General features: G+C 65.1%; 29 protein-coding genes and 3 tRNA genes. 21 read left to right on the top strand and 11 right to left on the bottom strand.

Annotation, left to right across the window (positions count from 1 at the left end):
- Window positions 1-54: 54 nt before the first annotated feature.
- The 3 genes from ABIA70_RS13340 to ABIA70_RS13330 are packed head-to-tail and all read right to left on the bottom strand — an operon-like array spanning window position 55 to window position 2,437.
- Complete coding sequence (locus ABIA70_RS13340; protein WP_354148031.1) at window positions 55-975, bottom strand: cation diffusion facilitator family transporter; 921 nt, start codon at window positions 973-975, stop codon at window positions 55-57.
- Between the two features lie 10 nt (window positions 976-985).
- Complete coding sequence (locus tag ABIA70_RS13335; protein ID WP_354148030.1) at window positions 986-1,414, bottom strand: metallopeptidase family protein; 429 nt, start codon at window positions 1,412-1,414, stop codon at window positions 986-988.
- Window positions 1,415-1,453: 39 nt separating this feature from the next.
- Window positions 1,454-2,437, bottom strand: coding sequence for a DMT family transporter (locus ABIA70_RS13330; RefSeq protein WP_354148029.1), 984 nt, complete (start codon window positions 2,435-2,437; stop codon window positions 1,454-1,456).
- Window positions 2,438-2,562: 125 nt separating this feature from the next.
- Between ABIA70_RS13330 and ABIA70_RS13325 the strand changes: the two genes are divergently transcribed.
- The gene (locus tag ABIA70_RS13325) at window positions 2,563-3,246 is read left to right on the top strand and encodes a DsbA family protein (protein ID WP_354148028.1); all 684 of its coding nucleotides are present in this window, start codon (window positions 2,563-2,565) and stop codon (window positions 3,244-3,246) included.
- 5 nt (window positions 3,247-3,251) lie between these two features.
- On the opposite strand, the gene ABIA70_RS13320 is transcribed toward ABIA70_RS13325, so the two are convergent.
- Window positions 3,252-4,271, bottom strand: coding sequence for a PHP domain-containing protein (locus ABIA70_RS13320; RefSeq protein WP_354148316.1), 1,020 nt, complete (start codon window positions 4,269-4,271; stop codon window positions 3,252-3,254).
- A gap of 166 nt (window positions 4,272-4,437) precedes the next feature.
- Between ABIA70_RS13320 and ABIA70_RS13315 the strand changes: the two genes are divergently transcribed.
- The 8 genes from ABIA70_RS13315 (at window position 4,438) to ABIA70_RS13280 (ending at window position 7,218) form a co-directional block, all read left to right on the top strand.
- Window positions 4,438-4,510: transfer RNA gene (locus ABIA70_RS13315), tRNA-Glu, on the top strand.
- 92 nt (window positions 4,511-4,602) lie between these two features.
- Window positions 4,603-4,676 (top strand) — tRNA-Asp (locus tag ABIA70_RS13310).
- Window positions 4,677-4,724: 48 nt separating this feature from the next.
- Window positions 4,725-4,800: transfer RNA gene (locus ABIA70_RS13305), tRNA-Phe, on the top strand.
- Window positions 4,801-4,918: 118 nt separating this feature from the next.
- Complete coding sequence (locus ABIA70_RS13300; RefSeq protein ID WP_354148027.1) at window positions 4,919-5,401, top strand: Asp23/Gls24 family envelope stress response protein; 483 nt, start codon at window positions 4,919-4,921, stop codon at window positions 5,399-5,401.
- A complete protein-coding gene (locus tag ABIA70_RS13295) occupies window positions 5,398-5,589 on the top strand; it encodes a DUF2273 domain-containing protein (protein WP_108599379.1) in 192 nt (63 codons plus the stop codon). The genes ABIA70_RS13300 and ABIA70_RS13295 overlap by 4 nt, the downstream gene beginning before the upstream one ends.
- Complete coding sequence (locus ABIA70_RS13290; protein ID WP_354148026.1) at window positions 5,586-5,966, top strand: hypothetical protein; 381 nt, start codon at window positions 5,586-5,588, stop codon at window positions 5,964-5,966. The genes ABIA70_RS13295 and ABIA70_RS13290 overlap by 4 nt, the downstream gene beginning before the upstream one ends.
- A gap of 74 nt (window positions 5,967-6,040) precedes the next feature.
- The gene (locus ABIA70_RS13285; RefSeq protein ID WP_354148315.1) at window positions 6,041-6,610 is read left to right on the top strand and encodes a hypothetical protein; all 570 of its coding nucleotides are present in this window, start codon (window positions 6,041-6,043) and stop codon (window positions 6,608-6,610) included.
- The gene (locus tag ABIA70_RS13280; protein ID WP_354148025.1) at window positions 6,607-7,218 is read left to right on the top strand and encodes an Asp23/Gls24 family envelope stress response protein; all 612 of its coding nucleotides are present in this window, start codon (window positions 6,607-6,609) and stop codon (window positions 7,216-7,218) included. Before ABIA70_RS13285 ends, ABIA70_RS13280 begins: the two co-directional genes overlap by 4 nt.
- A gap of 99 nt (window positions 7,219-7,317) precedes the next feature.
- Here the strand turns inward: ABIA70_RS13280 and ABIA70_RS13275 are convergent, their stop codons facing one another.
- Window positions 7,318-9,153 (bottom strand): glycoside hydrolase family 13 protein, encoded by a 1,836-nt coding sequence (locus ABIA70_RS13275; RefSeq protein WP_354148024.1) that lies wholly within the window; start codon window positions 9,151-9,153, stop codon window positions 7,318-7,320.
- A 127-nt stretch (window positions 9,154-9,280) separates the two neighbouring features.
- Here ABIA70_RS13275 and ABIA70_RS13270 point away from each other — a divergent pair, with 127 nt between their 5' ends.
- From ABIA70_RS13270 to ABIA70_RS13250, 5 genes are all read left to right on the top strand, one after another.
- The gene (locus ABIA70_RS13270; protein WP_354148023.1) at window positions 9,281-10,573 is read left to right on the top strand and encodes an ABC transporter substrate-binding protein; all 1,293 of its coding nucleotides are present in this window, start codon (window positions 9,281-9,283) and stop codon (window positions 10,571-10,573) included.
- Between the two features lie 7 nt (window positions 10,574-10,580).
- Complete coding sequence (locus ABIA70_RS13265) at window positions 10,581-11,618, top strand: carbohydrate ABC transporter permease (RefSeq protein WP_354148022.1); 1,038 nt, start codon at window positions 10,581-10,583, stop codon at window positions 11,616-11,618.
- A complete protein-coding gene (locus tag ABIA70_RS13260; protein ID WP_354148021.1) occupies window positions 11,615-12,511 on the top strand; it encodes a carbohydrate ABC transporter permease in 897 nt (298 codons plus the stop codon). Before ABIA70_RS13265 ends, ABIA70_RS13260 begins: the two co-directional genes overlap by 4 nt.
- A complete protein-coding gene (locus tag ABIA70_RS13255) occupies window positions 12,508-12,756 on the top strand; it encodes a hypothetical protein (RefSeq protein ID WP_354148020.1) in 249 nt (82 codons plus the stop codon). Before ABIA70_RS13260 ends, ABIA70_RS13255 begins: the two co-directional genes overlap by 4 nt.
- Before the next feature lie 146 nt (window positions 12,757-12,902).
- On the top strand, window positions 12,903-13,970 hold the full coding sequence (locus tag ABIA70_RS13250) for a LacI family DNA-binding transcriptional regulator (RefSeq protein WP_354148019.1): 1,068 nt from the start codon (window positions 12,903-12,905) through the stop codon (window positions 13,968-13,970).
- Window positions 13,971-14,040: 70 nt separating this feature from the next.
- Here the strand turns inward: ABIA70_RS13250 and ABIA70_RS13245 are convergent, their stop codons facing one another.
- Together ABIA70_RS13245 and ABIA70_RS13240 are read right to left on the bottom strand one after the other, a co-directional pair.
- Window positions 14,041-15,027, bottom strand: coding sequence for a DUF8083 family protein (locus ABIA70_RS13245; RefSeq protein ID WP_354148018.1), 987 nt, complete (start codon window positions 15,025-15,027; stop codon window positions 14,041-14,043).
- A gap of 34 nt (window positions 15,028-15,061) precedes the next feature.
- Entirely contained in the window at window positions 15,062-15,868 is an 807-nt protein-coding gene (locus tag ABIA70_RS13240) for an exodeoxyribonuclease III (RefSeq protein WP_354148017.1), read from the bottom strand.
- Between the two features lie 142 nt (window positions 15,869-16,010).
- Here ABIA70_RS13240 and ABIA70_RS13235 point away from each other — a divergent pair, with 142 nt between their 5' ends.
- The 5 genes from ABIA70_RS13235 (at window position 16,011) to ABIA70_RS13215 (ending at window position 21,022) form a co-directional block, all read left to right on the top strand.
- Window positions 16,011-17,510 (top strand): CoA-acylating methylmalonate-semialdehyde dehydrogenase, encoded by a 1,500-nt coding sequence (locus ABIA70_RS13235; protein WP_354148016.1) that lies wholly within the window; start codon window positions 16,011-16,013, stop codon window positions 17,508-17,510.
- Complete coding sequence (locus tag ABIA70_RS13230) at window positions 17,510-18,607, top strand: enoyl-CoA hydratase/isomerase family protein (RefSeq protein ID WP_354148015.1); 1,098 nt, start codon at window positions 17,510-17,512, stop codon at window positions 18,605-18,607. Before ABIA70_RS13235 ends, ABIA70_RS13230 begins: the two co-directional genes overlap by 1 nt.
- Window positions 18,600-19,529, top strand: a complete 930-nt coding sequence (gene mmsB, locus ABIA70_RS13225; RefSeq protein ID WP_354148014.1) for a 3-hydroxyisobutyrate dehydrogenase — start codon at window positions 18,600-18,602, stop codon at window positions 19,527-19,529. Before ABIA70_RS13230 ends, mmsB begins: the two co-directional genes overlap by 8 nt.
- Window positions 19,526-20,302 carry an enoyl-CoA hydratase gene (locus ABIA70_RS13220; protein WP_354148013.1) on the top strand — a complete coding sequence of 259 codons (777 nt, stop codon included), beginning with the start codon at window positions 19,526-19,528 and terminating at the stop codon, window positions 20,300-20,302. The genes mmsB and ABIA70_RS13220 overlap by 4 nt, the downstream gene beginning before the upstream one ends.
- 69 nt (window positions 20,303-20,371) lie before the next feature.
- On the top strand, window positions 20,372-21,022 hold the full coding sequence (locus ABIA70_RS13215; protein WP_354148012.1) for a DedA family protein: 651 nt from the start codon (window positions 20,372-20,374) through the stop codon (window positions 21,020-21,022).
- A 48-nt stretch (window positions 21,023-21,070) separates the two neighbouring features.
- Here ABIA70_RS13215 and ABIA70_RS13210 read toward each other — a convergent pair whose 3' ends face one another.
- Window positions 21,071-21,577, bottom strand: a complete 507-nt coding sequence (locus ABIA70_RS13210; protein WP_354148011.1) for a MarR family winged helix-turn-helix transcriptional regulator — start codon at window positions 21,575-21,577, stop codon at window positions 21,071-21,073.
- A gap of 166 nt (window positions 21,578-21,743) precedes the next feature.
- Here ABIA70_RS13210 and ABIA70_RS13205 point away from each other — a divergent pair, with 166 nt between their 5' ends.
- Entirely contained in the window at window positions 21,744-22,877 is a 1,134-nt protein-coding gene (locus ABIA70_RS13205) for an acyl-CoA dehydrogenase family protein (RefSeq protein ID WP_354148314.1), read from the top strand.
- A 105-nt stretch (window positions 22,878-22,982) separates the two neighbouring features.
- Here ABIA70_RS13205 and ABIA70_RS13200 read toward each other — a convergent pair whose 3' ends face one another.
- Window positions 22,983-23,186: a cold-shock protein gene (locus tag ABIA70_RS13200; protein ID WP_013599688.1), complete on the bottom strand. Its 204-nt coding sequence runs from the start codon at window positions 23,184-23,186 to the stop codon at window positions 22,983-22,985.
- Between the two features lie 145 nt (window positions 23,187-23,331).
- On the opposite strand from ABIA70_RS13200, the gene ABIA70_RS13195 reads away from it, so the two are divergent.
- A complete protein-coding gene (locus ABIA70_RS13195; RefSeq protein ID WP_354148010.1) occupies window positions 23,332-24,081 on the top strand; it encodes a glycosyltransferase family A protein in 750 nt (249 codons plus the stop codon).
- Here ABIA70_RS13195 and ABIA70_RS13190 read toward each other — a convergent pair.
- Window positions 24,078-24,986 carry an alpha/beta fold hydrolase gene (locus ABIA70_RS13190; RefSeq protein WP_354148313.1) on the bottom strand — a complete coding sequence of 303 codons (909 nt, stop codon included), beginning with the start codon at window positions 24,984-24,986 and terminating at the stop codon, window positions 24,078-24,080. The genes ABIA70_RS13195 and ABIA70_RS13190 overlap by 4 nt on opposite strands.
- Window positions 24,987-25,061: 75 nt before the next feature.
- Window positions 25,062-26,057 carry an alpha/beta hydrolase gene (locus ABIA70_RS13185; RefSeq protein WP_354148009.1) on the bottom strand — a complete coding sequence of 332 codons (996 nt, stop codon included), beginning with the start codon at window positions 26,055-26,057 and terminating at the stop codon, window positions 25,062-25,064.
- Window positions 26,058-26,182 lie beyond the last annotated feature (125 nt).

Below are 26,182 nucleotides of genomic sequence, written 5' to 3'. Positions count from 1 at the left end.
GATTCAGGCACATCCGCACCGGCGTGTCCGGAATGTGACGGGCGCGCCGGGGCGTTACGCGTGCTGGCGGGACTCGTGTTCGGAGTGGCTGGCGGGCTCCAGCTGGAAGGTGCAGTGTTCGGTGTCGAAATGGGAGCCGAGGCAGGTGGTGAGTTTGTCCAGCAGCTGGTCTGCGCCGCGGGCGTTAAGGACGCCGTCTTCCACCACCACGTGGGCCGAAAAGACAGGCACTCCGGAGGTGATGGTCCAGATGTGGATGTCGTGGACGTCCACCACGCCGTCAACGCTGAGGATGTGTTCGCGGATCATCTGCACCTCCACACCCTTGGGAGTCGCTTCCAGCAGGACGTCCACCACGTCCCGGAGCAGGTTCCAGGCGCGCGGCAGGATCATCAGGGCAATGAGCACCGAGGCAATGGTGTCGGCAGCCTGGTAGCCGGTGAACAGGATGACCACGGCGGCGATGATCACGGCGAAGGAGCCCAGGAGGTCACCCAGCACCTCAAGATATGCACCGCGGACGTTCAGGCTGTCCTGGTGTGCCCCGTGCAGGATCAGCAGCGAGACCAGGTTGGCAACGGCGCCCAGGATCGCGGCGGCGAGCATGATGTCTGTGTGAACCTCAGGCGTGGCACTTATTCGGCGGATCGCTTCGGTGAAGATCACCACGGAGATGACCACCAGGATCAGCGCATTGGCCAGGGCAGCCAGGACTTCGGCCCGCTGGTAGCCGTAGGTCCGCTGGTCACTCGCAGGCCGGCCGGCGATCCACGCGGCCAAAAGGGCAATGGTCACCCCGGCCGCATCGGACAGCATGTGCCCCGCATCAGCAAGCAGAGCCAGCGAGCCGGAAAACATGGCACCCAGTACCTGCACAGCGACCACCGCCAGGGTGATGGCCAGGACGGCGACAAGCCGCTTGCGGTGACGGCCCGTTGCCGTGATCCCGTGGGTATGGCTGTGATCGTGTCCCATGCCTACAAGGCTAGTCCCAGCCGAGCTCGTGCAGCCGCTCGTCGTCGATGCCGAAGTGGTGGGCAACTTCGTGGACCACGGTCACGGCCACCTCGTGGATCACTTCCTCGCGTGAGCTGCAGATGTCCAGAATGGGCTGCCTGAAAATGGTGATCCGGTCCGGAAGCGAACCGGCGTCCCACCAGGAGTCCCGTTCAGTCAGCGGAACGCCCTCGTAGAGGCCAAGCAGGACCGTGTCCGGATCTTCGCCGGCTGAGGGGACGTAATCGTCCTCGACAAATACCGCCACGTTGTCCATGGCGGCGGCAAGCTTGGCGGGGATCCGGCCCAGGGCGTCCGTGACGGCGGATTCAAAGTCGTCCTCCGACATCTGAAAGGGAAGCGGCTCGTGAGGCCCATCGGGGATGATGGGCAGTCCGGGCGGCAGGTTGGCGGGCATGCCCTGACTTTAGCGCGATCCGCGGATCCTCCGCTGTGCTTAGGGAATCCTGGCCACCCGGGTCCTGCGGCGGGTCAGTCCCACTCCCACCAGGCAGACCACTCCTCCCACCAGGCCCCAGACGGACGGGACTTCGCTGAGCAGCAGCCAGGAGATGAGGATGGTGGTGCCGGGCACCAGATACGTCGTGGCGGCCAGTTTCCCTGCGTCGATCAATGACAGCGCGTACGCCCAGGTGGTGAAGGCGATCGCGGTGGGAAAGACGCCCAGGTACACCAGGCCCAGGGTCGCGGGCAGCGGCGCGGCCTGGAGTTCGGACACAAGCTGCCCGGTGAAGGGCAGGCAGCAGAGCGCACCCACCATGATCCCGAACCACGTGGCCTGGCCGGCCGGGAACTTCCGCAGCACCGGTTTCTGGATGATGACGCTGACGGCGGCGAGCACGGCGGCAAGGAGGCAGAGCAGCACACCCGCGACGTCCGCCGTCGAACGTTCCCCTGAGCCCGAACCTGAGCCGGATCCCAGCGCGATCAGCGCAACCCCGCCGAACGCCACCAGGCTGCCGATAAGCAGCCACCGGGGGAAGCCCTCTTTGAGGAAGAAACCGGCCATGATGGCAACAAGGATGGGGTTGACGTTGATCAACAGGGCTGCGGTCCCGGCGTCGAGCAGGTGTTCCGCGGCGTTCAAGGCCACGTTGTACCCGCCGAACCACATCACGCCATACCCAACGATGGGCAACCACTCGCGGCCGCTGGGCAGGAGCCGGCTCCTGAACAGCTGCGGCAGCACCAGGGCACCGAGCACGACGGCGGCAACCGCCAGCCTGCCAAGGGTCAGGGACCCCGGGGAAAAGGTGGGCCCGATGGCCCTGATTCCGACGAAGGCTGACGCCCAGAGCACGACGGTGACCAGAACTGCGGCGATGCCCAGGGCGCTGCCGCCTCCTCCGGCCGGTGTGGGAAGAGTTGCAGGCGGGGCGGCGTCTGCACGGGGGTTTGACGCTGGGTGGATTGAAGCCATGCTGCCAATCTAGCCGGGATGCCGCGCTGCCGGCTGGCGGAAATCAGCCACCTCTAGTCGAGTTCCTGCCAAAAGGCCGCGGCCTGGCATCACAGCGGTTAAGCCCCTCCGTTAGGATGCATTCCATGGTCTCAGCTTCCACTTCTTCCCCAGAGGACACAGGCAAGCGCGTGCGCCTTGTCGTGTGGATCCTGCTGGCCGTTCTCGTGGCAGGCGGGGCCGGCTGGTACTTTGCGCTGACTTCGGCCAAGCCGTCCCAGGGGCGGCCGGTGGCAGGGGCCGAACAGCTTGTCCGGACGGAGAGCCACCGGCTGACATCTCCTGCCGTTGAAAAAGCGCAGCTCGTACAGTTCCTTGACTTCGAATGCGAAGCCTGCCGCTCGATCCATCCCGTGGTGGAGGAGCTGAAACAGGAATTCGGCGACAGGATCACTTTCGTCACCCGCTACTTCCCGCTGTCCTCGCACCCAAATTCGGGCACGGCCGCCCTCGCCGTTGAAGCTGCGGCACAGCAGGGCCGGTTTGAAGCCATGTCCGCCAGGCTGTTTGAGTCCCAGGAACAATGGCATGGAAAGGCCGAGTCGCAGGCACCCCTGTTCCGGACCTTCGCCGTCGAGCTGGGCCTGGACCTGGCCGCGTTCGACGCCGCCGTTGCTGATGAGAAAACGAAGGAACGCATCCGGGCGGATATCACCGACGGCACTGCCCTCGGGGTGACGGCCACCCCAACGTTCTTCCTGGACGGCGAAAAGTTGACGCTGAGCACCAAGCAGGACTTCCGGCAGAAGCTCCTCGACGGCGTGAAGTAGCCCCGTCAGGCCTTCTTCGCCCACTCCAGAAGCTTGTCCAGGGGCCAGGTGGTGATGATCCGCTCGGCAGGGACGTTGTTCTTGGCGGCGCGGGCTGCTCCGTACTGGAGGAAGTCGAGCTGCCCCGGCGCGTGGGCGTCACTGTCGATGGAAAAGAGGCACCCGGCCTCCATCGCGAGCTGGATCAGGTTGTCCGGCGGGTCCTGCCTTTCAGGGCGGGAGTTGATCTCCACAGCCACGTTGTGCTCCGCGCAGGCGGCAAACACCTTTTCAGCATCGAATTCCGACTGCGGCCGGGTGCCGCGCGATCCTTCCACCAGGCGGCCGGTGCAGTGGCCCAGTACATTGGTGTGCGGGTCTTTGATGCCGCCGAGCATTCGTGCAGTCATGGTGTCCCGGGGGGATCGCAGCTTGGAATGGACGCTGGAGACCACAATGTCCAGGCGGTCGAGCATCTCCGGAGACTGGTCGAGCTCGCCGGACTCCAGGATGTCCACCTCTATTCCGGTCAGGAGCCGGAAGCCGTTTGCGTTGTCGCCGTTAATTCCCGCCACCACGTCCAATTGCTCAGTCAGGCGCTCGGCACTGAGGCCGTTGGCAACTGTCAGGTTGGGGGAGTGGTCGGTGAGGGCAAGGTAGTCACGGCCCAGAAGCCTTGCAGCGTCAGCCATCAGGGTGATGGGGGAACCGCCGTCGGACCAGTCGCTGTGGCTGTGCAGATCGCCGCGGAGTGCCGCGTACAGGGCACCACCGTCCGTCGTGAGTGGCTCGGCACTGCGCTCCCGCAGGTCCGCGAGGTATTCGGGCACCTCGCCATCCACCGCCTGGCGGACCACCTGATAGGTCCTGTCCCCGATTCCCTTCATGCTTTTCAGCCTGCCGTCCCGCGCCCTGGCCTCCACCTCGGCAGGGTCAAGCGCGGCGATGATCCCGGCCGCTTTACGGAAAGCCTGGACCTTGAACGTGGCAGCGCGTCCGCGCTCCAGCCAGAAAGCGATCTCGTTGAGCGCGGCGGCAGCATCCATGTTTCCATCTTCGCCTGTTCCGGCCGCTGTATTCATTGCCCGCCGGCCGATTTTGGATAATTCCTGCCAAGGCCCTATAGTTTTAGAGTCCAGTTCGGAGAAACTGCAAACGAAAAGACTGAGAGCCTCGGCTTGAAGCCTTTTATTTTGTGCCGAACGGGTTCTGGCCCCCATCGTCTAGCGGCCTAGGACACCGCCCTTTCACGGCGGCGGCACGGGTTCGAATCCCGTTGGGGGTACGCAAGGAACTGGTCAGGCAGGCAGTAAATGTCTGGTAGGCTGGAAGCCTTGAAAAAAGCGGTAGCGATACTGCGGAAGCAAGAAAAAGCAAGGCCCTGTAGCGCAGTTGGTTAGCGCGCCGCCCTGTCACGGCGGAGGTCGCGGGTTCAAGTCCCGTCAGGGTCGCTCTGATTGTCGGAAGAGATTTCGGCTGTCATGGTGACTAGTCACCTAGGCTCTGTAGCTCAGTTGGTAGAGCGTTCGACTGAAAATCGAAAGGTCACCGGATCGACGCCGGTCGGAGCCACCACTGGGAAGCATCAGTTCTTCGGAACTGGTGCTTTTCTTCTTTAACCGCCCTGCCCCGGATTCCATCGCTGTGGCTGATCTAGGGATAGGGTTGGGATCAACAGAAGGGGGAGTGCCTGATGGAGTACCAGAACCCACAACCCGGTGCCGGCCTCGAGCGCCAGCCGGTTGCCAGCCAACATGGTTCCAGCCCGTTGCCTGAACATGCGCCGGGGGTTGGCCGCACGGTGATCGCAGAGACTGCCGTGGCAAAAGTGGCAGGCATCGCCGCCCGCGCTGTTCCGGGCGTCTATTCCCTCGGATCGGTGCCGTCCCGCGCACTCGGCGCCATCCGCGACGCCGTCGGGAGCTCTGACCATGCCGCCGGCGTCCGCGCGGAGGTCGGAGAGACCCAGGTGGCCGTGGACATCAGCCTGGTCGCCACCTATGGCACGCCACTGCATTCGCTGGCCAACCAGGTCAGGTCCGCGGTCTACCGCGCGGTGGAAGAGCTCGTCGGCCTGCAGGTCATCGAAGTCAACGTCGAAATAACCGATGTCTTCGTCGCCCCGCCGCCCAAAGCCGCAGCCCCCGCCGGCACGGAGAGAGAGGCCCTGCTGTGAACCTGACCGTTGTAGGTATCGCCGTGGGCGCCTTCGTGGCGTTCATGTCCTTCCAGTTCGGGTTGTGGGGCTTCCTTGTGGCGCTCCTCTTCATGGCCATCGGTGCCCTCCTGGGCCGCGCTGCGGAAGGGAAACTGGACCTGCGCGGCGTCCTGGACGCCATCATCGGCCGGCGCTCCTCGTCATGACCTCACCGGCGCCCTCCCTCCAGGGACAGGTCCTTAGCGGCCACAACCGCATCAGCACGCAGGCGCTGACCAGCCTCGCCAAGGCGGCGGCGGCAGAGGCCCTGGGCGTGGATGCCCAGGATGTGCGGGCAGACTGGGCGGACGACGGCGGGCTGCTGGCCCTGTCGCTGGTGGCTCCCATCCGCATCCCGCCCCTTGCCGCCGTGGTCCGGGATGCCGGCAGGGTCGCAATGTTCGGTGGATCCATCCGGGACCGCACTGTCGCGGCAAAAGCGCGGATCCTCTCCACCGTCACAGCCTTGAGCGGCGCCAGCCTGAGCAGGGTGGATGTTCGGATCAGCGGCGTCAAGCCTACCGAGGGAGGCAGGGTCAAGTGAGTTCCAACCCAGCTGACGGGGCGCTGCTTGACCCGGCGGAAGCAACCGGGGCGCAGGCGGAACGGCAGCCTGATATGCGGAAGATTGTGTACCGGGAAACCCATTCGTCCCGCGCCGTGGTGGCAACAATTGCTGCTGTCCTGGTGATTGTGATGGCCGCGTACGGCCTTCTCGAATCAGCGGTCCATGCCATCGGGCAGCCAGCGTGGCTGATCCAGCCCACGCTGGCGGCTGAGCGTATCATCGCCCTTCCGGCGGGCGTCCCGCCCCTGCTGCTCGGAGCCGGCGGCGCCGTTACCGCGATGGTGGGATTGTTCTTCCTGCTCAACGCGGTCCTGCCCGGCAGGCGCGCCCGGCACGTGATGGCCGGCACCGGAAGCCACACCGCGGTCGTGGTGGATGACGAGGTCATAGCCTCCGCCCTGGCCCGCAGCGCCCGGCTCGCAGCCAACGTCACCCCTGAACAGGTCATGGTGGTGGTGTCCCAGCGCCAGGTCATCGTCAATGTCCGGCCCACCTCTGGAGTTCCCGTGGCCGAAACAGCGGTGCTGGCCGCGGTCCAGGAGGAGCTGCGCGGGATGTCCCTGGTGCCGTTGCCGGAGGTCCGCGTCAACGTTGCGGCCACAGGAGTGATCGGAGCATGACCAGCACACCCGCACTGCTCAACCGGATCCTGATCGGTATTTTCGGACTCATCCTGCTTGCCGTCGGGATCCTGCTGGTTGCGCTGGCCGCCGTCCCTTCAGTCGGACCGTGGTGGCATGCGTGGTCCCGGGCCGGCTGGAACGGGCTGAACCAGGCTTTCGCCGACACCCGCTTTCCTGGCCGTCCGGAAAGCTGGCTCTGGATTGTCATGGCCATCGCCCTGCTGGTGCTGATCGGCCTCATGGTTGCCTGGATTGCGCAGCAGGGCAAAGGCCGAAGCAACCTGCTGGCGGCCGAATTCGATCCCGGAACAGTGGCTGGAGACGTGCGGATCGGCGGGGGAGTGGCTGAACAGGCGCTCAAGCATGCCCTTGCCGAGCGGCCGGACCTTGCCGCTGCCACGGTGGCGACCTACGACGTCCAGGGCAGCCCTGCGCTGAAGATCCGGCTCCAGCCGCGCCAAGGCGTGGCGCCGCACCTTCTGGCGGCCGAGGTTTTGGCCCTCGCGGACGCCCTGGACCAAGTGGTAGGGAAACGAACGCCGGTACTGCTGCATATTGGTGCCGGGGCCAGGACGCGTTTCAGCCGCGCCGAGCGCGTGCGCTGACTTTGTCCGCGCGGGCGTCGCCTGCAGATCGAACACGGCGGCACATGAACCAAAGGCGTGGGCGGAACCGCCTCCCACGCCTTTGGTTCATCAGTCCGCTCAGGTGGTCAGGTAGACCGTGCAGTTCGGCGGCACTTCGGTCACGTCGGCTGCTGCCACGGGGGTGCTCGTCATCGCTACGACATGGCCAGGGGGGACAGGCACCGCGGTTGGCCCCAGATTGCTCATGACCAGGATATCGCGGTTATGGAATGCCAGTACACCGCGATCGGGCTGATGGACATCTGCCCACCGGAAATCTCCGGATCCCAGCCCTTGGCCGGAACGAAATGCCAGCGCGGAACGATAGAGCTCCAGGGTGGAACCTTCGACGCCGTCCTGCCTGTCAGCCGCGAGCACCCGGAAGGACTCGGGCTGCGGCAGCCACGGCGCTGCCGGCTGACGGTGGGCTGAACCCGCCGCGCCGTCGTCGTTCCCGTCCGGGCCGGAAGCCACCGAAAAGCCGTAGCCGGGCTCCGAAGCCTTCCACGGCAGGGGAACCCTGCAGCCGTCGCGGCCGATCTCTGCTCCTTTGGTGCGGAAGAACGTCGGATCCTGGCGGGCCTCGTCGGGGAGCGTGGTGTGCTCCGGAAGGCCGAGTTCCTCGCCCTGGTAGATGTAGGAGGAGCCGGGAAGTGCCAGGGAGACCAGGGTGGCCGCGCGGGCGCGCGCCAGCCCCAGGGCTGCATCCGGCTGTTCGTCGCGTGCGCCCAGGCCCTTGGGGAAGGTGGTGGGGTCTTTCAGCCCAAACCGTGTGGTGTGCCTGACCGTGTCATGGTTGCTCAGCACCCAGGTGGACGGAGCCCCTACCGAGGCGGCGGCCTTCAGTGAGTCTTCGATGGCTTCAGCCATCCGCTCCGCGTCCCAGCCTGCCAGGAGGAAGTCGAAGTTGAAGGCCTGCTGCATTTCGTCCCGCCGGACATACCGGGCCAGCCGCTCCGCCGGTTCAACCCAGGCTTCGGCAACCATCATCCGGTCGCCGTCGTACCCGGCCAGTACTTTGTGCCAGTCCCGGTAGATCTCGTGGACGCCGTCCTGGTCAAAGAAGGGCGACGGCGGGTACAGCGGCGACACGGCGCGGTGCGGTTCCTGTGAGTCCGTGTGCGCGCCGGGGGCATCACCCGGGGGTGTATGCCGCTTGTCCGCCGTCTCAGCGGTGCCTTCCACCATGGCCGCCACACCCTCCCAGTCCGGCAGGCCAGCCTCTTTGACCATGCCGTGGGCAACATCGACCCTGAATCCGTCGACGCCGCGGTCCAGCCAGAAGCGGATCACGGCACGCATTTCCTCACGGACCTCGGCGTTTTCCCAGTTCAGGTCCGGTTGTTTGGTGTCGAAAAGGTGGAGATACCATTCGCCGGGCTTGCCGTCCTGTTCGGTGACACGGCTCCAGGCCGGTCCGCCGAAGATGGATTTCCAGTTGTTCGGTGCCAGGTTGCCGTCGCCGGACCCGGCGACTTCATCCTTGCCCGGCCGGAACATGTACCGGTCCCGCTCCGCGGTGCCCGGAGCTGCCGCCAACGCCTGCCGGAACCACGCGTGCTCATCCGAGGTGTGGTTGGGTACGAGGTCCACGATGACCTTCAGGCCACGGCCGTGAGCATTTTGCAACAAAGCATCGAAGTCGGCCAACGTTCCGAACAGAGGATCGACCTGCCGGTAATCCGCTACGTCGTAGCCCCCATCGGCCTGCGGCGATTTGTAGAAGGGCGACAGCCAGATGGCATCCACGCCCAGCTGCTCAAGGTAGGGCAGACGGGCTGCTATTCCGCGAAGATCACCCATTCCGTCCCCGTTGGCGTCCGCGAAGGAACGCGGGTAAACCTGATAGACAACGGCACTGGCCCACCAGGAACCGATGCCGGAAGCGGGTGTGGGAACGGGTGGATGGGGCATTTGGTTCCTCTCAGGTAACGTTTTGATGTAAACGCTTGCATAAACCGCAGCGAGCTTACTAGTGTGATGGTCACCACATCAACCGCACTGTCGACTATCTTGTCACTCAGCGAGGAGCCTCAAGCATATGAAAACCCGAAAATTCCTACTCCCGGCGGCAACCGCCGGAATCCTGGCACTGACGCTCTCGGCCTGTGCAGGCGGGGGCGGCGGCGGCACTACCGGCGGCGGCGGCGGTACTGACGCCGAAGCCAACCTCGACGGCCGCGGGCCCATCACTTACGTTCAGGGCAAGGACAACAACAACGTGGTCCGGCCTTTCATTGAGAAGTGGAACGCCGCACACCCGAATGAGAAGGTCACCTTCAAGGAGCAGACCGACAAGGCCGACCAGCAGCACGACGACCTGGTGCAGCACTTCCAGGCGAAGCAGTCGGACTACGACGTCGTCAGCGTTGACGTCATTTGGACGGCAGAGTTTGCGGCCAAGGGCTGGCTGCAGCCGCTCAAGGACAAGATGGCCATTGACACCTCTAAGATGCTCAAGGCCCCGGTCGAAGCAGCGTCCTACAAGGGCACTCTTTACGCCGCACCCAAGGATTCCGATGGCGGCATCCTCTACTACCGCAAGGATCTTGTCCCCACGGCTCCCAAGACGTGGGACGAAATGATGGGCATGTGCTCCATCGCCAAGGCCAACAACATCGGCTGCTACTCCGGCCAGTACAAGCAGTATGAAGGTTTGACCGTCAACGCCGCTGAAGCCATCAACTCCGCCGGTGGATCGGTCCTGAATAAGGACGGCAAGCCCAGCCTGAACACCCCGGAGGCCAAGGCCGGACTCGAGAACCTGGTCAAGGCGTACAAGGACGGCAACATTCCGCAGGAAGCGATCACCTTCCAGGAAGAGGAAAGCCGCCGCGCCTTCCAGTCCGGCAACCTGCTCTTCCACCGCAACTGGCCTTACATCTACAGCCTGATCACCACTGAAGGCTCCTCGGCAGTCAAGGACAAGTTCGCCATGGCACCCCTGCCGGGCAAGAGCGGCCCCGGCGCCTCCTCCCTCGGCGGCCACAGTGCAGCCATCAGCGTCTACTCCAAGAACAAGGCCACCGCCCTGGACTTCATCAAGTACATCGACAGCGAGGAAAACCAGAAGTTCTTCGCGAACCAGGCCTCCCTGGCACCGGTTCTCGCCTCGCTGTACGAGGACAAGGACCTGACCACCAAGCTGCCTTACCTGACGGTCCTGAAGGAGTCACTTGCCAACGCTGTGCCCCGTCCGGTTACGCCGTTCTACCCGGCCGTGACCAAGGCGGTCCAGGAGAACGCCTACGCTGCACTGAAGGGCGAAAAGTCTGCAGAGCAGGCACTGTCTGACATGCAGAAGTCCATCGAGTCCGCTGGCGCAGGATCGTAGTTCAGCCATGGCAACCGAATTAGGCCCGACGCCGGCTACCAAGCCGGCGCCGGGCGGGACCCCGGTCCACCACGCGCCAAAGGGTGTGGGGGAGGACAACAAGATCCTCAGCCAGGGTAAGTGGGCTTCCTGGCTGCTGGCACCCACCATCATCGCGTTGGGCGTTGTGATCGTCTATCCGATCATCAGCGCCATCGTGATGTCCTTCCAGAAGGACGCGGGCCTGGACCCGGCCACAGGCCTCTTCACCGAAGGCGGGCCTGCGGGCATCCAGAACTACGTGAACTGGCTGGCGCAGCAGTGTGCTGCCCCGGGCGGCGGCACGGTGGCCTGTCCGCCGGGCACCCTCGGCGGCCAGTTCTGGTCCGCGACGAGCACCACGTTCATCTTCACGGTCATCACCGTGATCTTTGAGACGATCCTCGGCTTCTGGATGGCCATGATCATGGCCCGGACCTTCAAGGGACGCGGCATTGTCCGTGCCGCTGTGCTGGTGCCGTGGGCCATCCCCACGGCCGTTACCGCCCAGCTCTGGCTCTTCATGTTCGACTTCAACGGCATCATCAACAAGCTGTTCAACGTTTCCATCCTGTGGACCGGAAGTGAGTGGCCGGCCAAGTGGGCCGTCATCATCGCTGATACGTGGAAGACCACGCCGTTTATGGCACTCCTGATCCTTGCCGGGCTGCAGATGATCCCGGCAGAGGTCTACGAGGCAGCCAAGGTTGACGGAGCAACGGCGTGGCAGCGGTTCCGGATGATCACGCTGCCGCTGGTGAAGCCGGCGCTGATGGTGGCCATCCTGTTCCGCACCCTGGATGCCCTCAGGATGTTCGACCTGCCGTACATCCTCACCGGCGGCGCCAACAACACCACCACGCTCTCGATCCTGGTTATTCAACAGGTCAGGCAAGGGTTCAACGCGGCGGCGGCACTCTCAACCATCACCTTCATCATCATCTTCTTGGTCGCTTTCATTTTCGTCCGGTTCCTGGGCGCAAATGTAGTAGAACAAAGCGGCGCTTCAGGTAAGGGGAAGAAATGACCACCTCGACAGCCTCCACGGAGCTGCGCGCCAGGCAGGACGCTGGACGCAAAACGGCCCAGAACCGCGAGAAGTGGGCGCAGGGCCGCACATACATCAGCGCCGCGGTGATCCTGATCTGGTGCCTTGCCCCGGCTTACTGGATGGTGGTGACGGCGTTCCGCGAGGTGGGCTTCACCTACGACACCTCGGTCCTGCCCACCCACGTGACGATGGACAACTTCATCACGGCATTCGACACGTCCTTCGGCAACAGGTTCGGCCAGGCGCTGCTGAACAGTATCTTCATCGGCATCGTTGTGACGGCGGTGTCCCTGCTGATCGGCGTGTTTGCCGCCTACGCGCTGGCACGGCTGAATTTCCGGTTCAAGTTCCTGGTACTGGGCTTCATCCTGGGAGCCTCGATGTTCCCCGGCGTTGCCCTCATCACCCCGCTCTTCCAGCTCTTCACCAACATTGGCTGGATGGGCACCTACCAGGCGCTGATTATTCCGAGCATCTCGTTTGTGCTTCCGCTGACTGTCTACACGCTGACATCCTTCTTCCGCGAAATGCCGTGGGAGCTGGAGGAGTCGGCACGTGTTGACGGGTGTACCCAGGGGCAGGCGTTCCGGAAGGTCATCATGCCGCTGGCGGCACCGGCCATCTTCACGACGGCTATCCTGGCGTTCATTTCCTCGTGGAATGAATTCCTTATTGCCAGCCAGTTGTCCAGCGACGCAACCCAGCCGGTCACTGTGGCTATCGCCAACTTTGCCGGTGCGCAGCCAAACCAGATTCCGTACACGGCCATCATGGCTGCCGGCACCATTGTCACTATTCCTTTGGTGATCCTGGTGCTGGTCTTCCAGCGCAAGATTGTCGCCGGCCTGACGGCGGGTGCGGTCAAGTGACGAAGGGCGTTTCCCGCCCGCAATCCAAGGGGGCGGGAAACGGGCGCCGGTTGGTTCGCTCCGGCGAGGACTTTGACATCATCATCGGGTTCCTCGGCTTCTGGGCACTGGTCCTGCTGGTGGTAACAGTGTGGATGGAAGTGACGGGCCAACCCGCGCTCTGGTGGGCGCTGGGCCTGTTGGCCACACTATTGGCAATCTACGGTATGGTCCGGCTGCGGCGGCGGCTTCCGGACCGGAGATAGCGACGCGTCAGCCGCGCACGGGCAACCGGTGCGCGGCTGACACTGGCTGGGTAGCCCGGCGCAGCGACACGCGGTCAAAGATCAGCGGCGTGGGGGGTATCGCAGGACGCCGTGCGGATATTGCATGAGCCCATAAGGGGGACACGGTGGCACGCATAACTGAGAGGTCCCAACGAGGCGGCCACAGCGGCGTCAGCATCGAGGATGTGGCGGCCGCGGCCGGAGTGTCAACGGCCACTGTATCCCGGGCGGTTCGCGGACTGCCACGGGTTTCCCCCGCCACCAGGGAGAAGATCCTCGAGGTGGCCGGGGCCCTGGGCTACGTTGCTTCCTCGTCAGCGTCCGGGCTGGCCACCGGCCGCACCAAGACAATCGGCGTGCTCGCGCCGTTCGTGAGCCGCTGGTTCTTTTCCAAGGCGATCGAGGGTGCCGACCGTGAGCTCCACGCCCGCAACTACAACCTGTCGTTGTTCAACCTTGGCGGCCACGGCAGCCACCGGGAACGGCTCTTCAGCAAGACCATGGTGTACAAGCAGATCGACGCCCTGCTGGTGCTCTGCATGGCCCTGACCCACGAAGAGCTGGAGCACCTGCAGAAGCTTGATATCCCGCTGGTGGTGGTGGGCGGGCACGTCGAAGAGTGCGCGTACATCGGCATTGATGACTACGCTGCTGCCTCCACGGCGGTCCAGCATTTGATCGACCTGGGCCACCGGGACATTGCCCTCCTGCACGGCGACGACGAGACAGACCTCAACTTCGATGTTCCCCGCGTGCGGATCCTGGCGTTCAAGGACGTGATGGCCGCCGCAGGCCTCCCCGCCCGCCCTGAATGGGACGAGGTGGGAGACTTCACGGTCCGCAGTGGCCAGGAGGCGTTCCGGCGCCTGTGGGCCCGGCCGGGTCCCAAACCCACGGCCATCTTCTGCGCCTCTGACGAAATGGCCATGGGCGTAATTTTCGAAGCCTCCCGGTTGGGGGTGCGTGTACCCGAGGACCTTTCAGTGGTGGGGATCGATAACCACGACTTCGCCGATGCCGTGGGCCTGACCACCGTGGGCCAGCGGCCCGACGAGCAGGCCGAACTGGCAACCAAGATGCTCCTTGACGAACTGGACGGCGTCACAGGGGCGGTGTGCTCCGCCATCGCACCCCATCAGCTCATTGTGAGGCGCACGACGGCGCCGCCCCCCTCCCGGGAAACGGCAGCTTAGCGGCCGGTACAGGCAGTGTCCGCGGCTTTCGCGGGGCTGGTCCCGCTTGAGCCCTGTGGACAGGCAGTGCTCAGGAAGCGCGGGCCAGTTGCCTGATGGGGATCCAGCGGGAGGCAAGCCGGCGGTAGGCTGCTGCGGCGCCGGTCATGTCGCCTTCCGCCAGGCATTCGATGCCCAGCCTGATGTCCATGGGCGACTCGTCGGGATAGACCTTGTCCGCCACCGCGCCGTAGTCCAGTTCCACCATGGACTGGACGTGGAACTGCTCCAGCCACTCAGTCAGCTGGGCGAGGTCATCGAGCATGTCAAGATCCGGCGCGGCCAAAGCCAGGTGCGCCACGGCGTAGCGTGCCCGCTCTATGGCCTCGGTGATGGGAGCCCAGACCCTGACGGTCAGGATACGCCCGCCGGACTCCACCACATCCTTGCGGTCGCTGTCCATGAACAGCGAAAACCAGCTGAACGGGATACCCCAGGTGGAAGCGCGGGTGTGCACCCGGATGGAACCGTCGCGGGCTTTGACCTGGTCGATCCGTTCCTGGTGCTTGTCCCGCTGTTCTTCCGGGATCAGCATCTCAGCCAGCGGCCCGTGGATGCCCTCCATCAGCGCATTCGCGGCGAGCCCGGCGCGCAGGACCAGCTGGCTGGGGCAGTACAACAGCAAAGACGCGTCCGCGGACTCGCCCCCGGTTTCGGATCCGATCCCGGTCCCGGTTCCTGTCCCGGTCCCGGACGCCGGGTCGGCACCCGGGGCGGCGTCAGCACCGCCGTCGGACGTTCCGGCCTGTGGCTTGCGCCCTGGCGCGACGCCGGGAACGGTGGTGACCCTGACCAGGTCGGTGCGTCCGGTGGGAAACGGGTCTCCGCCCGAACGTGTGATCCGGCCCAGCGAGGCAAGCAGTTCGGCGTTTTCGACGGCGGCGCGGGAGGCTGTCCGCGCGCCGGCGGCCCGGATGGCTTCCCGTTGTCCTTCCGGAAAGGCATCCAGGGGTTCGTAGACCCGCAGGGTGGAGGAGAACGGCAGGCCGGCCTGGCCCCGGTAGAGGTTTCCGGTCACTGCAGTCTCCTTTCCTGAGCCCACGTTGCGACCATCAGTCGGCCAGGTCCACCAGCACGGGGGCGTGGTCAGAGGCGCCTTTGCCTTTGCGTTCCTCACGGTCGATCGAGGCGCCGGTGACGCGGGCAGCCAGCGCGGGCGAGCCGAGGACGAAGTCGATCCGCATCCCCTCCTTCTTGGGGAAGCGGAGCTGCGTGTAGTCCCAGTAGGTGTAGACGCCGGGCCCGGGGGTGTACTGGCGCGCCACATCGGTGAAGCCGGCCTCTTCAAAGGCGTGGAACGCTGCACGTTCCGGTGGGCTGACGTGCGTGTATCCCTGGGTCAGGAACAGGTTGATGTCCCAGACGTCCTCATCCAGCGGCGCGATGTTCCAGTCGCCCATCAGGGCAACCTGGGCAGTAGGATCTGCAGCGATCAGGCTTTGCGCATGGTCCTTGAGCGACTCAAGCCACTTGAGCTTGTACGGCATGTGTTCGTCGTCGAGGGAGCGGCCGTTGGGTACGTAAAGGCTCCAGATCCTGACGCCGGCGCACGTGGCGGCCATTGCGCGGGCCTCCTGTACAGGGTCCTTGCCTGCCTTGCCGAACGGAGGCTGGTCCAGGAAGGTCCGCTCAACGTCTTCAAGACCCACCCGGGAAGCGATGGCAACACCGTTCCACTGGTCCACGCCGAAATGCGCCACTTCGTAGCCTAGGCGTTCGAACAGCTCCCACGGAAAGTTCTCGTCCTTGCACTTGGTTTCCTGGATGGCCAGGACGTCGCAGTCACTGCGCTGCAGCCAGGCCTCCACGCGGTCGGCGCGGGCGCGGAGGGAGTTCACGTTCCAGGTAGCAATCTTCACAGTCCCTAACTTACCGAACTTGGGCGCCCGGCATAGCCGGTGGCGGCCCACGCGGCCCGGGCACCTCTGGAATTTAGTAGGAAGTCCGAGTATATTCGCTTGCAAAAGATGATCTGAATCACATGCAAAGGAGCATTCAGCCATGGTGCGCGAACTATCCCATTACGTCGGAGGCCAGCGGGTCGACGGTAACTCAGGCCGGTACAGCGACGTTTTTGATCCCTGCACGGGCCAGGTCCAATCCCGGGTTCCGTTGGCCAGCCGGGAGGAAGTCCAGAACACCGTGGCCGCCGCGGAGAAGGCCCAGCTCGAGTGGGGCGCCATGAACCCCCAGCGCCGCGGCCGGATTCTGCTGAAGTTTGTTGATCTGGTCAATCAGAACCTGGACGAGCTGGCCACCCTGCTCTCCTCCGAGCACGGCAAGACCTTCGCCGACTCCAAGGGCGATATCCAGCGCGGCATCGAAGTGGTGGAGTTCGCCGCAGGCGCCCCGCACCTGCTCAAAGGCGAGTTCTCCACCGATGCGGGCCCGGGAATTGACATCCACTCCCTCCGGCAGCCGCTGGGCGTCGTCGCAGGCATCACGCCCTTCAACTTCCCGGCCATGATCCCGCTGTGGAAATCCGGCCCCGCCCTGGCCGCCGGCAACGCCTTCATCCTCAAACCCTCCGAACGTGACCCATCGGTGCCCCTGCGCCTGGCCGAACTGTACTCCGAAGCGGGAGTCCCGGACGGCGTGTTCAACGTCATCAACGGTGACAAGGAAGCGGTCGATGCGCTGCTTGAGGACCCACGCGTCAAGGCCATCGGCTTTGTGGGCTCAACCCCCATCGCCCAGTACATCTACGCCACCGCCGCCGCGCACGGAAAGCGCGCGCAGTGCTTCGGCGGGGCGAAGAACCACATGGTGATCATGCCGGACGCCGATCTGGACATGGCCGCCGACGCCCTGATCGGAGCCGGCTACGGCTCCGCCGGCGAGCGCTGCATGGCCATTTCCGTGGCCGTCCCCGTGGGGGAAGAAACCGCCAACCGGCTGGCCGGCAAACTCCAGGACCGCATCAAAGGGCTCAAGGTGGGCCACAGCCTGGCCAAGGATTCCGACTTCGGCCCAGTGGTGGCCCCCAGCGCGAAGGAACGGATCGAGGGCTACATCCAGTCCGGCGTGGACCAGGGCGCCACCCTGCTGGCCGACGGGCGCGGCCTCACGGTAGAAGGCTACGACGACGGCTTCTGGGTTGGTCCCACGCTGTTCGACCACGTCACAAAGGACATGAAGATCTACCAGGAGGAAATCTTCGGGCCCGTCCTGAGCATCCTCCGGGCGGCTGACTACGACGAGGCCCTCCGGCTGTGCAGCGAGCACGAGTTCGGCAACGGCGTCGCCATTTTCACCCGCGACGGCGATGCTGCCCGCGACTTCGCGAGCCGAGTGGAAGTAGGCATGGTGGGGATCAACGTTCCCATCCCCGTGCCCATCGCCTACTACACCTTCGGGGGCTGGAAGGCGTCGGGCTTCGGCGACCTGAACCAGCACGGCGCCGATGCGTTCCGCTTCTACACCAAGACCAAGACGGTCACCACGCGCTGGCCGTCCGGGATCCGCCAGGGCTCCAGTTTCGTGATGCCGGAAGGAAGCTGATGACCGGGCTGACACCGGAACGAGGCACGGAAACCAGCGGGCCGGAGGTCCTCTTCGCCCGCCGCGGCCACCTTGGCATCATCACGCTCAACCGGCCCAAGGCCGTGAACGCGCTCACCGCCGGGATGGTGGCAGCCATGCTGGAGCAGCTCACCGCCTGGGCGGACGACGACGGCGTGGCCACGGTTCTGGTGCACGGCGCCGGCGAGCGGGGCCTCTGCGCCGGCGGGGACATCGTGGCGATCTACCGGGACCTGCTCACCGGAGGGACCCAAACGGCGGACTTCTGGGCTACCGAGTACCGCCTGAACTCCGTCATAGCGCGGTACCCCAAGCCCTACGTCGCCTTCATGGACGGGCTGGTGCTCGGCGGCGGCGTCGGAATATCCGCGCACGGCTCTTACCGGGTGGTCACCGAACGGACCCGGACGGGGATGCCGGAAACCACTATCGGTTTTGTGCCCGACGTCGGCGGCACCTTTCTGCTGGCAAGGTCGCCGGGGGAGGCGGGAACCCATGCGGCGCTCACCGGGGCCCACCTCACTGGGGCGGATGCGCTCTTCCTGGGCCTTGCGGACCACCATGTCCCGGGGGACAGCCTTCCGGAGCTGGCAGCCGCGCTCGAAAGCGAAAGCGCGGAAGCCGCCGTCGTACGTTTCGCCCGGCCCTCCCCGCCCTCAACGCTGGCCGGCCAGCGCGCGTGGATCGACGAAGCGTATGCCAGCGACGACGCCGAGGACATAGTCCGCAGGCTGCGCGACGTGGCCGGGGCGGTCGCTGCGGAGGCCTCGGAGGCGGCGGACACCATTGAGGCTAAGTCGCCCACCGCCGTGAAGGTGGCTCTGGCGTCCCTGCGGCGGGCCAGGGACCTGACACTGGACGCGGCCCTGGCGCAGGAATACCGGGTGGGACTGCGGTTCCTGGCCGCGCCGGACTTCCGCGAAGGAATCCGGGCGCAGGTGGTGGACAAGGACCGCACGCCGCTCTGGAAACCGGCCACCCTGCATGAGGTGCGGCCGGCCGATGTTGACCGGTTCTTCGAGCCGCTCGGAGACCGGGAGCTAACCCTTCAGCCAAAGGAGACGGACCATGTCTGAGAAACCCGCGATCGCTTTCCTGGGCCTGGGCCACATGGGTGGGCCGATGGCGGTGAACCTGGTCAGGGCCGGTTACCCGGTGGCGGGCTACGACGTTGTTCCCGCCGCGCTCGAGGCTGCTGCCGCCCATGGCGTGGCGACGGTGTCCGATCCGTTGGACGCCGTTGCCAGGGCCGGCGTGGTGCTCACCATGTTTCCCAGCGGCCGGCATGTGCTGGACGCCTACCGCGGCGTGGAAGGAAAACCCGGGCTGCTGGAAGCGGCCGCCCCGGGCACCATGTTCCTGGACTGCTCCACCATCAACGTGGACGAGGCCCGCGAGGCGGCCGCGCTGGCCGTCGGGGCGGGCCACCGGTCCGTTGATGCGCCTGTCTCCGGCGGGGTGGTAGGCGCCGAAGCCGGAACGCTGACCTTCATGGTGGGCGCCGAAGCGGAGGACTTCGAATCGGTGCGGCCGATTTTGGAGGCTATGGGCAAGCGGGTGGTCCACTGCGGCGGACACAGTGCCGGCCAGGCCGCGAAAATCTGCAACAACCTCATCCTGGGCGTCTCCATGATCGCCGTCAGCGAAGCGTTTGTACTGGGCGAGAAGCTCGGCCTGACACACCAGTCGCTCTTCGACGTCGCCTCCGCCGCCTCCGGTCAGTGCTGGGCGCTCACCACCAACTGCCCCGTTCCCGGCCCGGTCCCCACCAGCCCGGCGAACCGCGACTACCGGCCCGGCTTTGCAGGGGCGCTCATGGCCAAGGACCTGCGGCTCGCACTGAACGCCCTCCAGAGCACGGGCGTGGCAGCCCGCCTGGGGCCGCTGGCATCGGAAATCTACGATACGTTTGCGGCTGAAGGCGGCGCTGACCGCGACTTCTCCGGAATCATCACGGACATCCGGGCGAAGTCGCAAAACGACGGGAGTCCGGCATGACGGAGTACACGAATATTCTGGTGGAACAGCGCGGCAGGGTCGGCCTGGTCACGCTCAACAGGCCGGAGGCGCTCAACGCCCTGGACAAGGCCACCATGGTCCAGCTCGTGGCCGCGGTGTCGGCCATGGACGCCGACCCGGCTGTGGGTGCGGTGGTGATCACCGGTTCCACCAAGGCCTTCGCCGCCGGCGCAGACATCAAGGAGATGGCAGCCCAGGGGTACATGGACATGTACGCCGCTGACTGGTTCCGCGGCTGGGAGGACTTCACCAGGTTGCGCATCCCCACCATCGCTGCCGTGTCGGGTTTCGCCCTCGGGGGCGGCTGCGAGCTGGCAATGATGTGCGATCTCATCATCGCCGGCGACAACGCCAAGTTCGGCCAGCCCGAGATCAACCTGGGCGTACTTCCGGGCATGGGCGGCTCGCAGCGGCTGACCCGTGCCGTGGGCAAGGCGAAAGCCATGGACATGATCCTCACCGGACGCTTCATCGGCGCCGACGAGGCCGAACGCGCCGGGCTGGTCTCACGCGTGGTGCCCGCGGAGGACGTTGTGGATGAGGCGCTGAAGGCCGCCGAAGTCATTGCCTCCAAGTCCAAGCCGGTGGCCATGCTGGCGAAGGAAGCCGTGAACACCGCCTTCGAACTCGGTCTGGCCCAGGGCGTCGTCTTTGAGCGAAGGCTCTTCCATTCGCTGTTCGCCACCGAAGACCAGAAGGAAGGCATGGCCGCGTTCACGGAGAAGCGCCAGCCGGAGTTCAACCACCGATAACCCGTTCAGCTTCCGGCCAGGCGCGTGCGGTATACCTGGCATGACCTACCTAGTTGAACGGGGCACCTTTTGGGACCAGTTGCAGCGGCCACCGGAACAGCGGACAACCTTGGCGGCCTTGTGGGAGCGGCGGCCCAGGCAATCGACAACCTCGGCGAATGGGGCGTTGGCGCGTTTACCCTGGCTGAGACCGTGGTCCCGCCCATTCCCAGTGAAGTGATCCTGCCGCTGGCCGGATACCTGGCGAAGCAGGGGTCCCTGAGCCTCCTGCTGGTTTTCATCACCAGCACGCTCGGAGCCTACCTGGGGGCGCTGCTGCTGTACTGGCTCGGGTTAAAGCTCGGGTTGGAGCGATCCATCCGCGGCCTGTCCCGGCTTCCCCTCGTGGACCGCCAGGACTTTGAAGGCGCGGCAGGCTGGTTCGGGCGCCATGGCAGGTCCTCCATCTTCTTCGGCAGGCTGCTGCCGGGGGTCCGCAGCCTGATTTCCCTGCCTGCCGGCGCCGCCAAAATGCACTTGGGGACCTTCAGCCTCTTCACGCTCGCCGGAAGCGGCCTCTGGAACGGCACCCTTATTGGACTGGGATTCCTGTTGGGGACCCAATACCGGCTGATCGAGCAGTACTCGCGCTTCCTGAACTACGCCGTCTACGGAGCGCTGGCGTTGAGCGTGGCCTGGCTTGTGGTGCGAAGGATCCGGCGCCGCAAGACTTCCCGCTGAACCAACCGCCGGACCACCCCGGCCGCCGGGCCGCCAGCCAGGGCTGTCTCAGCCGCTGAAGTCCCCGGCATGCCTGCGGAAATCCGCCAGGATCCGGATCATGTGGTCCACATCCTCTGAGCTGAAGCCAGACTGGCTGAACACCTCGGAGTTCAGGGCCGCCGTCGCGTTCTTGGCAACGGTACGGCCCTCCGCGGTGAGTTCGATCAGCGTGGTGCGGCCGTCGGTGGGATGCGGCGCGCGCACCACCAGCCCCGCCTTTTCGAGCCGGTCGACGGCGTTGGTCACCGAGGTCGGATGGACCTGGAGCAGGGCGCTCGCCTTGTTCATGGGCAGCTTCCCGTTGCGGGTGAAACTCAGCAGGGCCAGCAGTTCGTAGCGGGCGAACGTCAGGCCCAGCGGTTTGAGGATGCCCTCGACCCTGGCCAGCAGGATCTGCTGGGTGCGCATGATCGCCGTGATGGCGGCCATGGGCCCGGCCTCAGTGGACCAGCCGCTGTCCTCCCAGTTGCGCCGGGCGTCCGCGATGGGATCACGGGGGAGTGGTGTGGCCATCGTCATCCGCCTTTCGCCACGTGATGCATCTCACTTTGTCTTCGATCCTGTGCAATATACTAGGACATCCAAGGGTCTGGATGAGCGAAGGGATGGAATATCCGTGCAGCCACAGGGAAACGGGCGCGCAAATCCGGAGGGGTTGCCCTTCCCGGACGCCGACCTGATGTACGTTGTTGACCTTTTACCGGCGTCCGAGCGGGAGCGGTACCTGGATATCCGGGCTTTCCTGCAGGCGTCCGTGCGGCAGGCATCCATCGAATACTGGAACCGCGAGGAGTTCCCGTTCGGCCTGGTCAAGGAGCTGGGCCGGCTTGGCCTGGGCTGCCTGCAGACCGATGGCAGTTCCAAGCTGTTCAAGGGCCTCATGTACACGGAGGTGGCCCGCGCTGACGTCTCGCTCTCCGCTTTGGTGGGGATCCATAACGAACTGATCGTCGGCATGATCAACGAACTTGGCTCCGAGGAGCAGAAGGTCCGCTGGCTGCCCGGGCTGGCGGACTTCAGCCGGCTGGGAGCCTTCGCCCTGACGGAGCCGGACCATGGCTCGGACATCGCCGGCGGCCTGGCGACCTCTGCCAGGCTGGACAACGGGGAATGGGTCATCAGCGGCGCCAAACGCTGGATAGGCGCCGGCACCATTGCAGACTTCGCCCTGGTGTGGGCCCGTGACGTCAGCGACGGGCACATCAAGGGTTTCATCGTGGAGACGGACCGGCCGGGGTTCACGGCCACCAAAATTGCGAACAAGATCGGCCTCCGCATCATGCAGAACGCCGACATCGTGCTGGCGGACGTCAGGATCCCCGGGGCCAATATGCTCCCGGGCGCGACTGACTTTTCCAAGGCCAACGCCCTGTTGCGGGACTCACGCGCCTGGGTTGGCTGGCAGGCCGCCGGAATCCAGCTGGCCGCGTTCGACGTCGCCCGTTCCTATTCGCTGGAACGGAAGCAGTTCGGCAAGGAACTCGCACGGTTCCAGCTGATCGCGCAGCAGTTGGCGGAAATTCTTGGCAACGCCTCGGCGTCGCTGGCGCTGATGGCCCAGCTGGCCAGGATCCAGGAGGACGGAAAGCTGGACATGGCCCAGGCAGCCATGGCCAAGTCGACGTGCACGCGGCTGGCGCGGGCGTCCGTGGCGATGGGCAGGTCGCTCCTGGGCGGCAACGGCATCAGCACGGACTATGAGATGGGCAAGCTTTTTGGCGATGCCGAGATCCTGTACACGTACGAGGGCAGCTATGAGATCAACTCACTGATCGTGGCCCGCGCCGTGACAGGGAAGTCGGCTTTTGTGTAGACGCAAAAATCGCGGTAGACGCAAAAATCCCGCTGAAACTGATGTTTCAGCGGGACCTTCGGTGTAGCAGGTGCTGCGGCCGGGCCGCAGCGTTACATCGAGCTATTAGAGCGGACGGATGTTCTCTGCCTGCGGGCCCTTGGGGCCCTGGGTCACATCGAATTCGACCTTCTGGTTCTCATCCAGCGAGCGGTAGCCGCTGCTGGCGATTGCCGAGTAGTGCGCGAAAACGTCGGCTGACCCGTCGTCGGGGGCAATGAAACCAAAACCCTTTTCGGCGTTGAACCATTTAACTGTGCCTGTTGCCATGCTGCATTCCTTCGTGTGACTCTGAGTTGCCCCGTCGGCAAAAGGCCCCCGGTGCTGCGAACTTCATCCGCTGTCCCAAACGTACGGGGCTGAAGCTCTGCTTGCAAGGGTATTTCTCCCTATGTGGCCCGATAGTCTGGCCAGTATGGGATCCATCTCGGTGGTGATACCGACACGAAACGATGCTGACATGCTGGCGTCATGCCTTGCAATGCTCAAAATCCAGACCCGTCCCGCTGACGAAATCATCGTGGTCGACAACTCAAGCACCGACCACACCGCCGCCCTTTGCGCCGCGGCGGGGGTGCGGAGGATCCCTGTCAGCCTGCCGGGAATTGCCGCTTCAACCGCTGCCGGCTTCGACGCGGCCAGATCGGACATCATTGCCCGGCTGGACACGGATTCGCGGCCGCCGGCGGACTGGCTGCAGCGCATTGAAACAACCCTGGACCGGACCGGGCCGCTCTCGGCAGTGACCGGCCCGGCATATTTCTACGGGGCGAGCAGGCTGGTGTGCTGGCTGGGGCGCAGTCTCTACCTGGGTGGCTTCTTCTGGGCGGTCACCCTTTTGATGGGCCACACCCCGGTCTTCGGTTCCAACTTTGCCCTTCGCTCCGATGTCTGGGAGCGGCTCCGGCATACCGTCATCCGGGACAATTCCCTCGTTCATGACGACTTCGACATTTCGTACCACCTTCATCCTGACATGTCCGTAACCTACGATCCCTCCCTGCGCGTGGGCGTTTCGGCCAGGCCTTTTGCCAGTCTTGACTCAATGCGAAGCAGGATGGCGATGACAATGGAGACATTCCGGGAGGAGTTCTCCGCCGAGCCGCCTTTGCGGCGCCTTGCCGAGCGGCGCCGGTGGGAACGCGAGCACCGCCGCCAGCCCTAGCCTGCGTGGGGCCCCTCCTGGCCGGCCTCGGCGTAGAGGGCAAGGAGATCCCGCGCGAACTCGTGAGGGGAGGTCTCGGAGGGGCTGTGGCCCCCGCGGTACACGCAGATGCGGGCACCGATGGACTCGGCAAAGCGCTGATGCAGTGGAAGCGGCCACAGATCGTGTTCACCCACCGCAACGAATTTCGGCAATGTGGCGGCGGCAAGGACCCGTCGGAGGTCCGGCGCACGCTTCATCAGTTCATAGATGTCCCGTACCGATTGCCTTCGGGTGAACCGGAACCGGTGCCGGACAAACTTCAACCGGCTTGGAGTGACGTTGTTGAAATTCCGGCGGATCCCCCAGATCATCAGGGCGGCACCTACCCGGCCGTTTGCCCAGCGGCTGAACCTGCCGAACCTGCTGACGCCCCTGAAGCTCTGCCCGGGATCCGGCGGGCAACTCAGGAGGGTCAGGCTGCGGAACAGCTCCGGCCGCCGGGTGAAGGCGATCTGCGCCACGAGGGCGGCGAACGAATAGCCGACGACATGGGCTGGACCGCTGCCGTCCTCAAGGACGGCAATGAAATCGTTGACGAAGAGCTCGTAGTCGTAGTGGCTGCGGGGCGGGACGAGGTTCTCCGGGCCGGCCCCGGCTGACTCGTATTGTCCTGCAAGGTCGTAGCTGACCACGTACATGCCGGCCTCGGCGAGATCGGGCATCACGATGGCAAAGTCCTCTTTGGACCCGGTGACGCCCGGTACCAGCACCACGCGCGGGTTCTGCGGCTTGCCCATTGTTGCCATCGCGAGGCTGCCGCTGGGCGCGGCGAACCGGGACCTTACCGAGCCGTCCGGGAGGACGGACCAGTCCCAGTCTCTGACTGCCGCATCGTCGCGGTTAGTGCCGTCAGCGGGTCCCATAGCGGGGGCCACGGGCTTCTTCGGGTCGCGGAGCGCCATGACTCAAAGATAGTCCCGGATGGCGGGGGTGTGGCGCTACCCGGCCACCCGTTCTACGAAGGCGTGGAGCCGGCGGTAGACCTCCTGTGATTCGGGGTAGCGGTAGTTCTGCTGCCAGGTGTGCTCGGTGTTGGTCTGTGCCCAGTCGTACACGAGGGCGTCAACCGGAACGGAGTGCTCACGGAGGCGGTCAATGTAGTTCATGTTGGCCGCGTAAAAATAGTCGCGTTCAGATGTTGTGACGAAGACCGGCGGATGACGGGAATCCAGCCATTCGATCGGCGAGAGGAACCGGGCGGCCCGTCGAAGGCGCTCGTGCCGGCGCGGTTTCGGTTCCCGGACCACGTGGCCCGGGAGGAGCATCCGGACGAAGTTCAGGCTGAGCACGAAACCTTTTTCAAAAAATACCGAGAAGTCCACCACGCTGCAGTGCTGCACCAGTCCCTTGATGTCCTGGACATCGACGGCGGGGGTCAGGCTGTAGTGCCGTGCCAGTTCAGGACGGATCGTCGCAGCCGTGAGCAGCGCGGCGATCTGGCCGCCGGCGGAGTCGCCTCCGAGTACCAGACGGTGGGGGTCCCCGCCGTACCGGCCGATGTTCCGCTGCACCCAGTTCAAGGCCGCGTTCGCGTCGTCCAGGACGTGTGCCATGTGGAACTCGGGGGCTACCCGGTAGTTGACGTTGGCCACCACCATTCCGGCCTCGGCCTGGCTCGCACAGTATTTGGTGAGGGCCGCCTTGTCGCCGGAGGTCCAGCCGCCGCCGTGGAAGTACACGTATACGGGAAGTGCCGTGGAGCCGGCACCGGCGGAGGACGGAGTGATCACGTCCAGGAGCTGGTAGCGGTGGCCCGCGCCGACAAAGTCGACGTCGAGGGTGTATTCCAGGCCTGTGATGGGGTCTTTGTTGAAGCGGGCCTTTTCGCTGGAACTTACACTGTGCATCAGAAGGCGCCAGACCCAGACGGGTACCCGGCGCAGGTAGCGCCGCGCGCTGCGGGCCAGGGCAAAGGTGCCCGGTTGGGCTTTCATGGCGCTGCGACAGGGTCTTGAGGGCAGGACGGCCTGGGGGACGTGACGCGTCCAGGGCGGTGGCGAACCGCAGAAACCATGTCCTCATCGTACTCCGGAGATCAGCTCATTTCCGGGCAAAGAAG

Source organism: Arthrobacter sp. 754 (assembly GCF_040548695.1).
In the GTDB taxonomy this organism is placed as follows: domain Bacteria; phylum Actinomycetota; class Actinomycetes; order Actinomycetales; family Micrococcaceae; genus Arthrobacter.
This window is presented reverse-complemented; position numbering and strand designations above follow the sequence as displayed.

What these genes read in the sequence shown, in the direction of transcription:
- ABIA70_RS13185 (WP_354148009.1), bottom strand. Translation starts at nt 26,057, where the DNA reads ATGAAAGCCCAACCGGGCACCTTTGCCCTGGCCCGCAGCGCGCGGCGC.
- mmsB (WP_354148014.1), top strand. Translation starts at nt 18,600, where the DNA reads ATGTCTGAGAAACCCGCGATCGCTTTCCTGGGCCTGGGCCACATGGGT.
- ABIA70_RS13260 (WP_354148021.1), top strand. Translation starts at nt 11,615, where the DNA reads ATGACCACCTCGACAGCCTCCACGGAGCTGCGCGCCAGGCAGGACGCT.
- ABIA70_RS13285 (WP_354148315.1), top strand. Translation starts at nt 6,041, where the DNA reads ATGCGGAAGATTGTGTACCGGGAAACCCATTCGTCCCGCGCCGTGGTG.
- ABIA70_RS13280 (WP_354148025.1), top strand. Translation starts at nt 6,607, where the DNA reads ATGACCAGCACACCCGCACTGCTCAACCGGATCCTGATCGGTATTTTC.
- ABIA70_RS13270 (WP_354148023.1), top strand. Translation starts at nt 9,281, where the DNA reads ATGAAAACCCGAAAATTCCTACTCCCGGCGGCAACCGCCGGAATCCTG.
- ABIA70_RS13230 (WP_354148015.1), top strand. Translation starts at nt 17,510, where the DNA reads ATGACCGGGCTGACACCGGAACGAGGCACGGAAACCAGCGGGCCGGAG.
- ABIA70_RS13220 (WP_354148013.1), top strand. Translation starts at nt 19,526, where the DNA reads ATGACGGAGTACACGAATATTCTGGTGGAACAGCGCGGCAGGGTCGGC.
- ABIA70_RS13200 (WP_013599688.1), bottom strand. Translation starts at nt 23,186, where the DNA reads ATGGCAACAGGCACAGTTAAATGGTTCAACGCCGAAAAGGGTTTTGGT.
- ABIA70_RS13340 (WP_354148031.1), bottom strand. Translation starts at nt 975, where the DNA reads ATGGGACACGATCACAGCCATACCCACGGGATCACGGCAACGGGCCGT.
- ABIA70_RS13290 (WP_354148026.1), top strand. Translation starts at nt 5,586, where the DNA reads ATGACCTCACCGGCGCCCTCCCTCCAGGGACAGGTCCTTAGCGGCCAC.
- ABIA70_RS13320 (WP_354148316.1), bottom strand. Translation starts at nt 4,271, where the DNA reads ATGGATGCTGCCGCCGCGCTCAACGAGATCGCTTTCTGGCTGGAGCGC.
- ABIA70_RS13265 (WP_354148022.1), top strand. Translation starts at nt 10,581, where the DNA reads ATGGCAACCGAATTAGGCCCGACGCCGGCTACCAAGCCGGCGCCGGGC.
- ABIA70_RS13195 (WP_354148010.1), top strand. Translation starts at nt 23,332, where the DNA reads ATGGGATCCATCTCGGTGGTGATACCGACACGAAACGATGCTGACATG.
- ABIA70_RS13210 (WP_354148011.1), bottom strand. Translation starts at nt 21,577, where the DNA reads ATGGCCACACCACTCCCCCGTGATCCCATCGCGGACGCCCGGCGCAAC.
- ABIA70_RS13275 (WP_354148024.1), bottom strand. Translation starts at nt 9,153, where the DNA reads ATGCCCCATCCACCCGTTCCCACACCCGCTTCCGGCATCGGTTCCTGG.
- ABIA70_RS13325 (WP_354148028.1), top strand. Translation starts at nt 2,563, where the DNA reads ATGGTCTCAGCTTCCACTTCTTCCCCAGAGGACACAGGCAAGCGCGTG.
- ABIA70_RS13330 (WP_354148029.1), bottom strand. Translation starts at nt 2,437, where the DNA reads ATGGCTTCAATCCACCCAGCGTCAAACCCCCGTGCAGACGCCGCCCCG.
- ABIA70_RS13235 (WP_354148016.1), top strand. Translation starts at nt 16,011, where the DNA reads ATGGTGCGCGAACTATCCCATTACGTCGGAGGCCAGCGGGTCGACGGT.
- ABIA70_RS13300 (WP_354148027.1), top strand. Translation starts at nt 4,919, where the DNA reads ATGGAGTACCAGAACCCACAACCCGGTGCCGGCCTCGAGCGCCAGCCG.
- ABIA70_RS13190 (WP_354148313.1), bottom strand. Translation starts at nt 24,986, where the DNA reads ATGGGACCCGCTGACGGCACTAACCGCGACGATGCGGCAGTCAGAGAC.
- ABIA70_RS13335 (WP_354148030.1), bottom strand. Translation starts at nt 1,414, where the DNA reads ATGCCCGCCAACCTGCCGCCCGGACTGCCCATCATCCCCGATGGGCCT.
- ABIA70_RS13205 (WP_354148314.1), top strand. Translation starts at nt 21,744, where the DNA reads ATGTACGTTGTTGACCTTTTACCGGCGTCCGAGCGGGAGCGGTACCTG.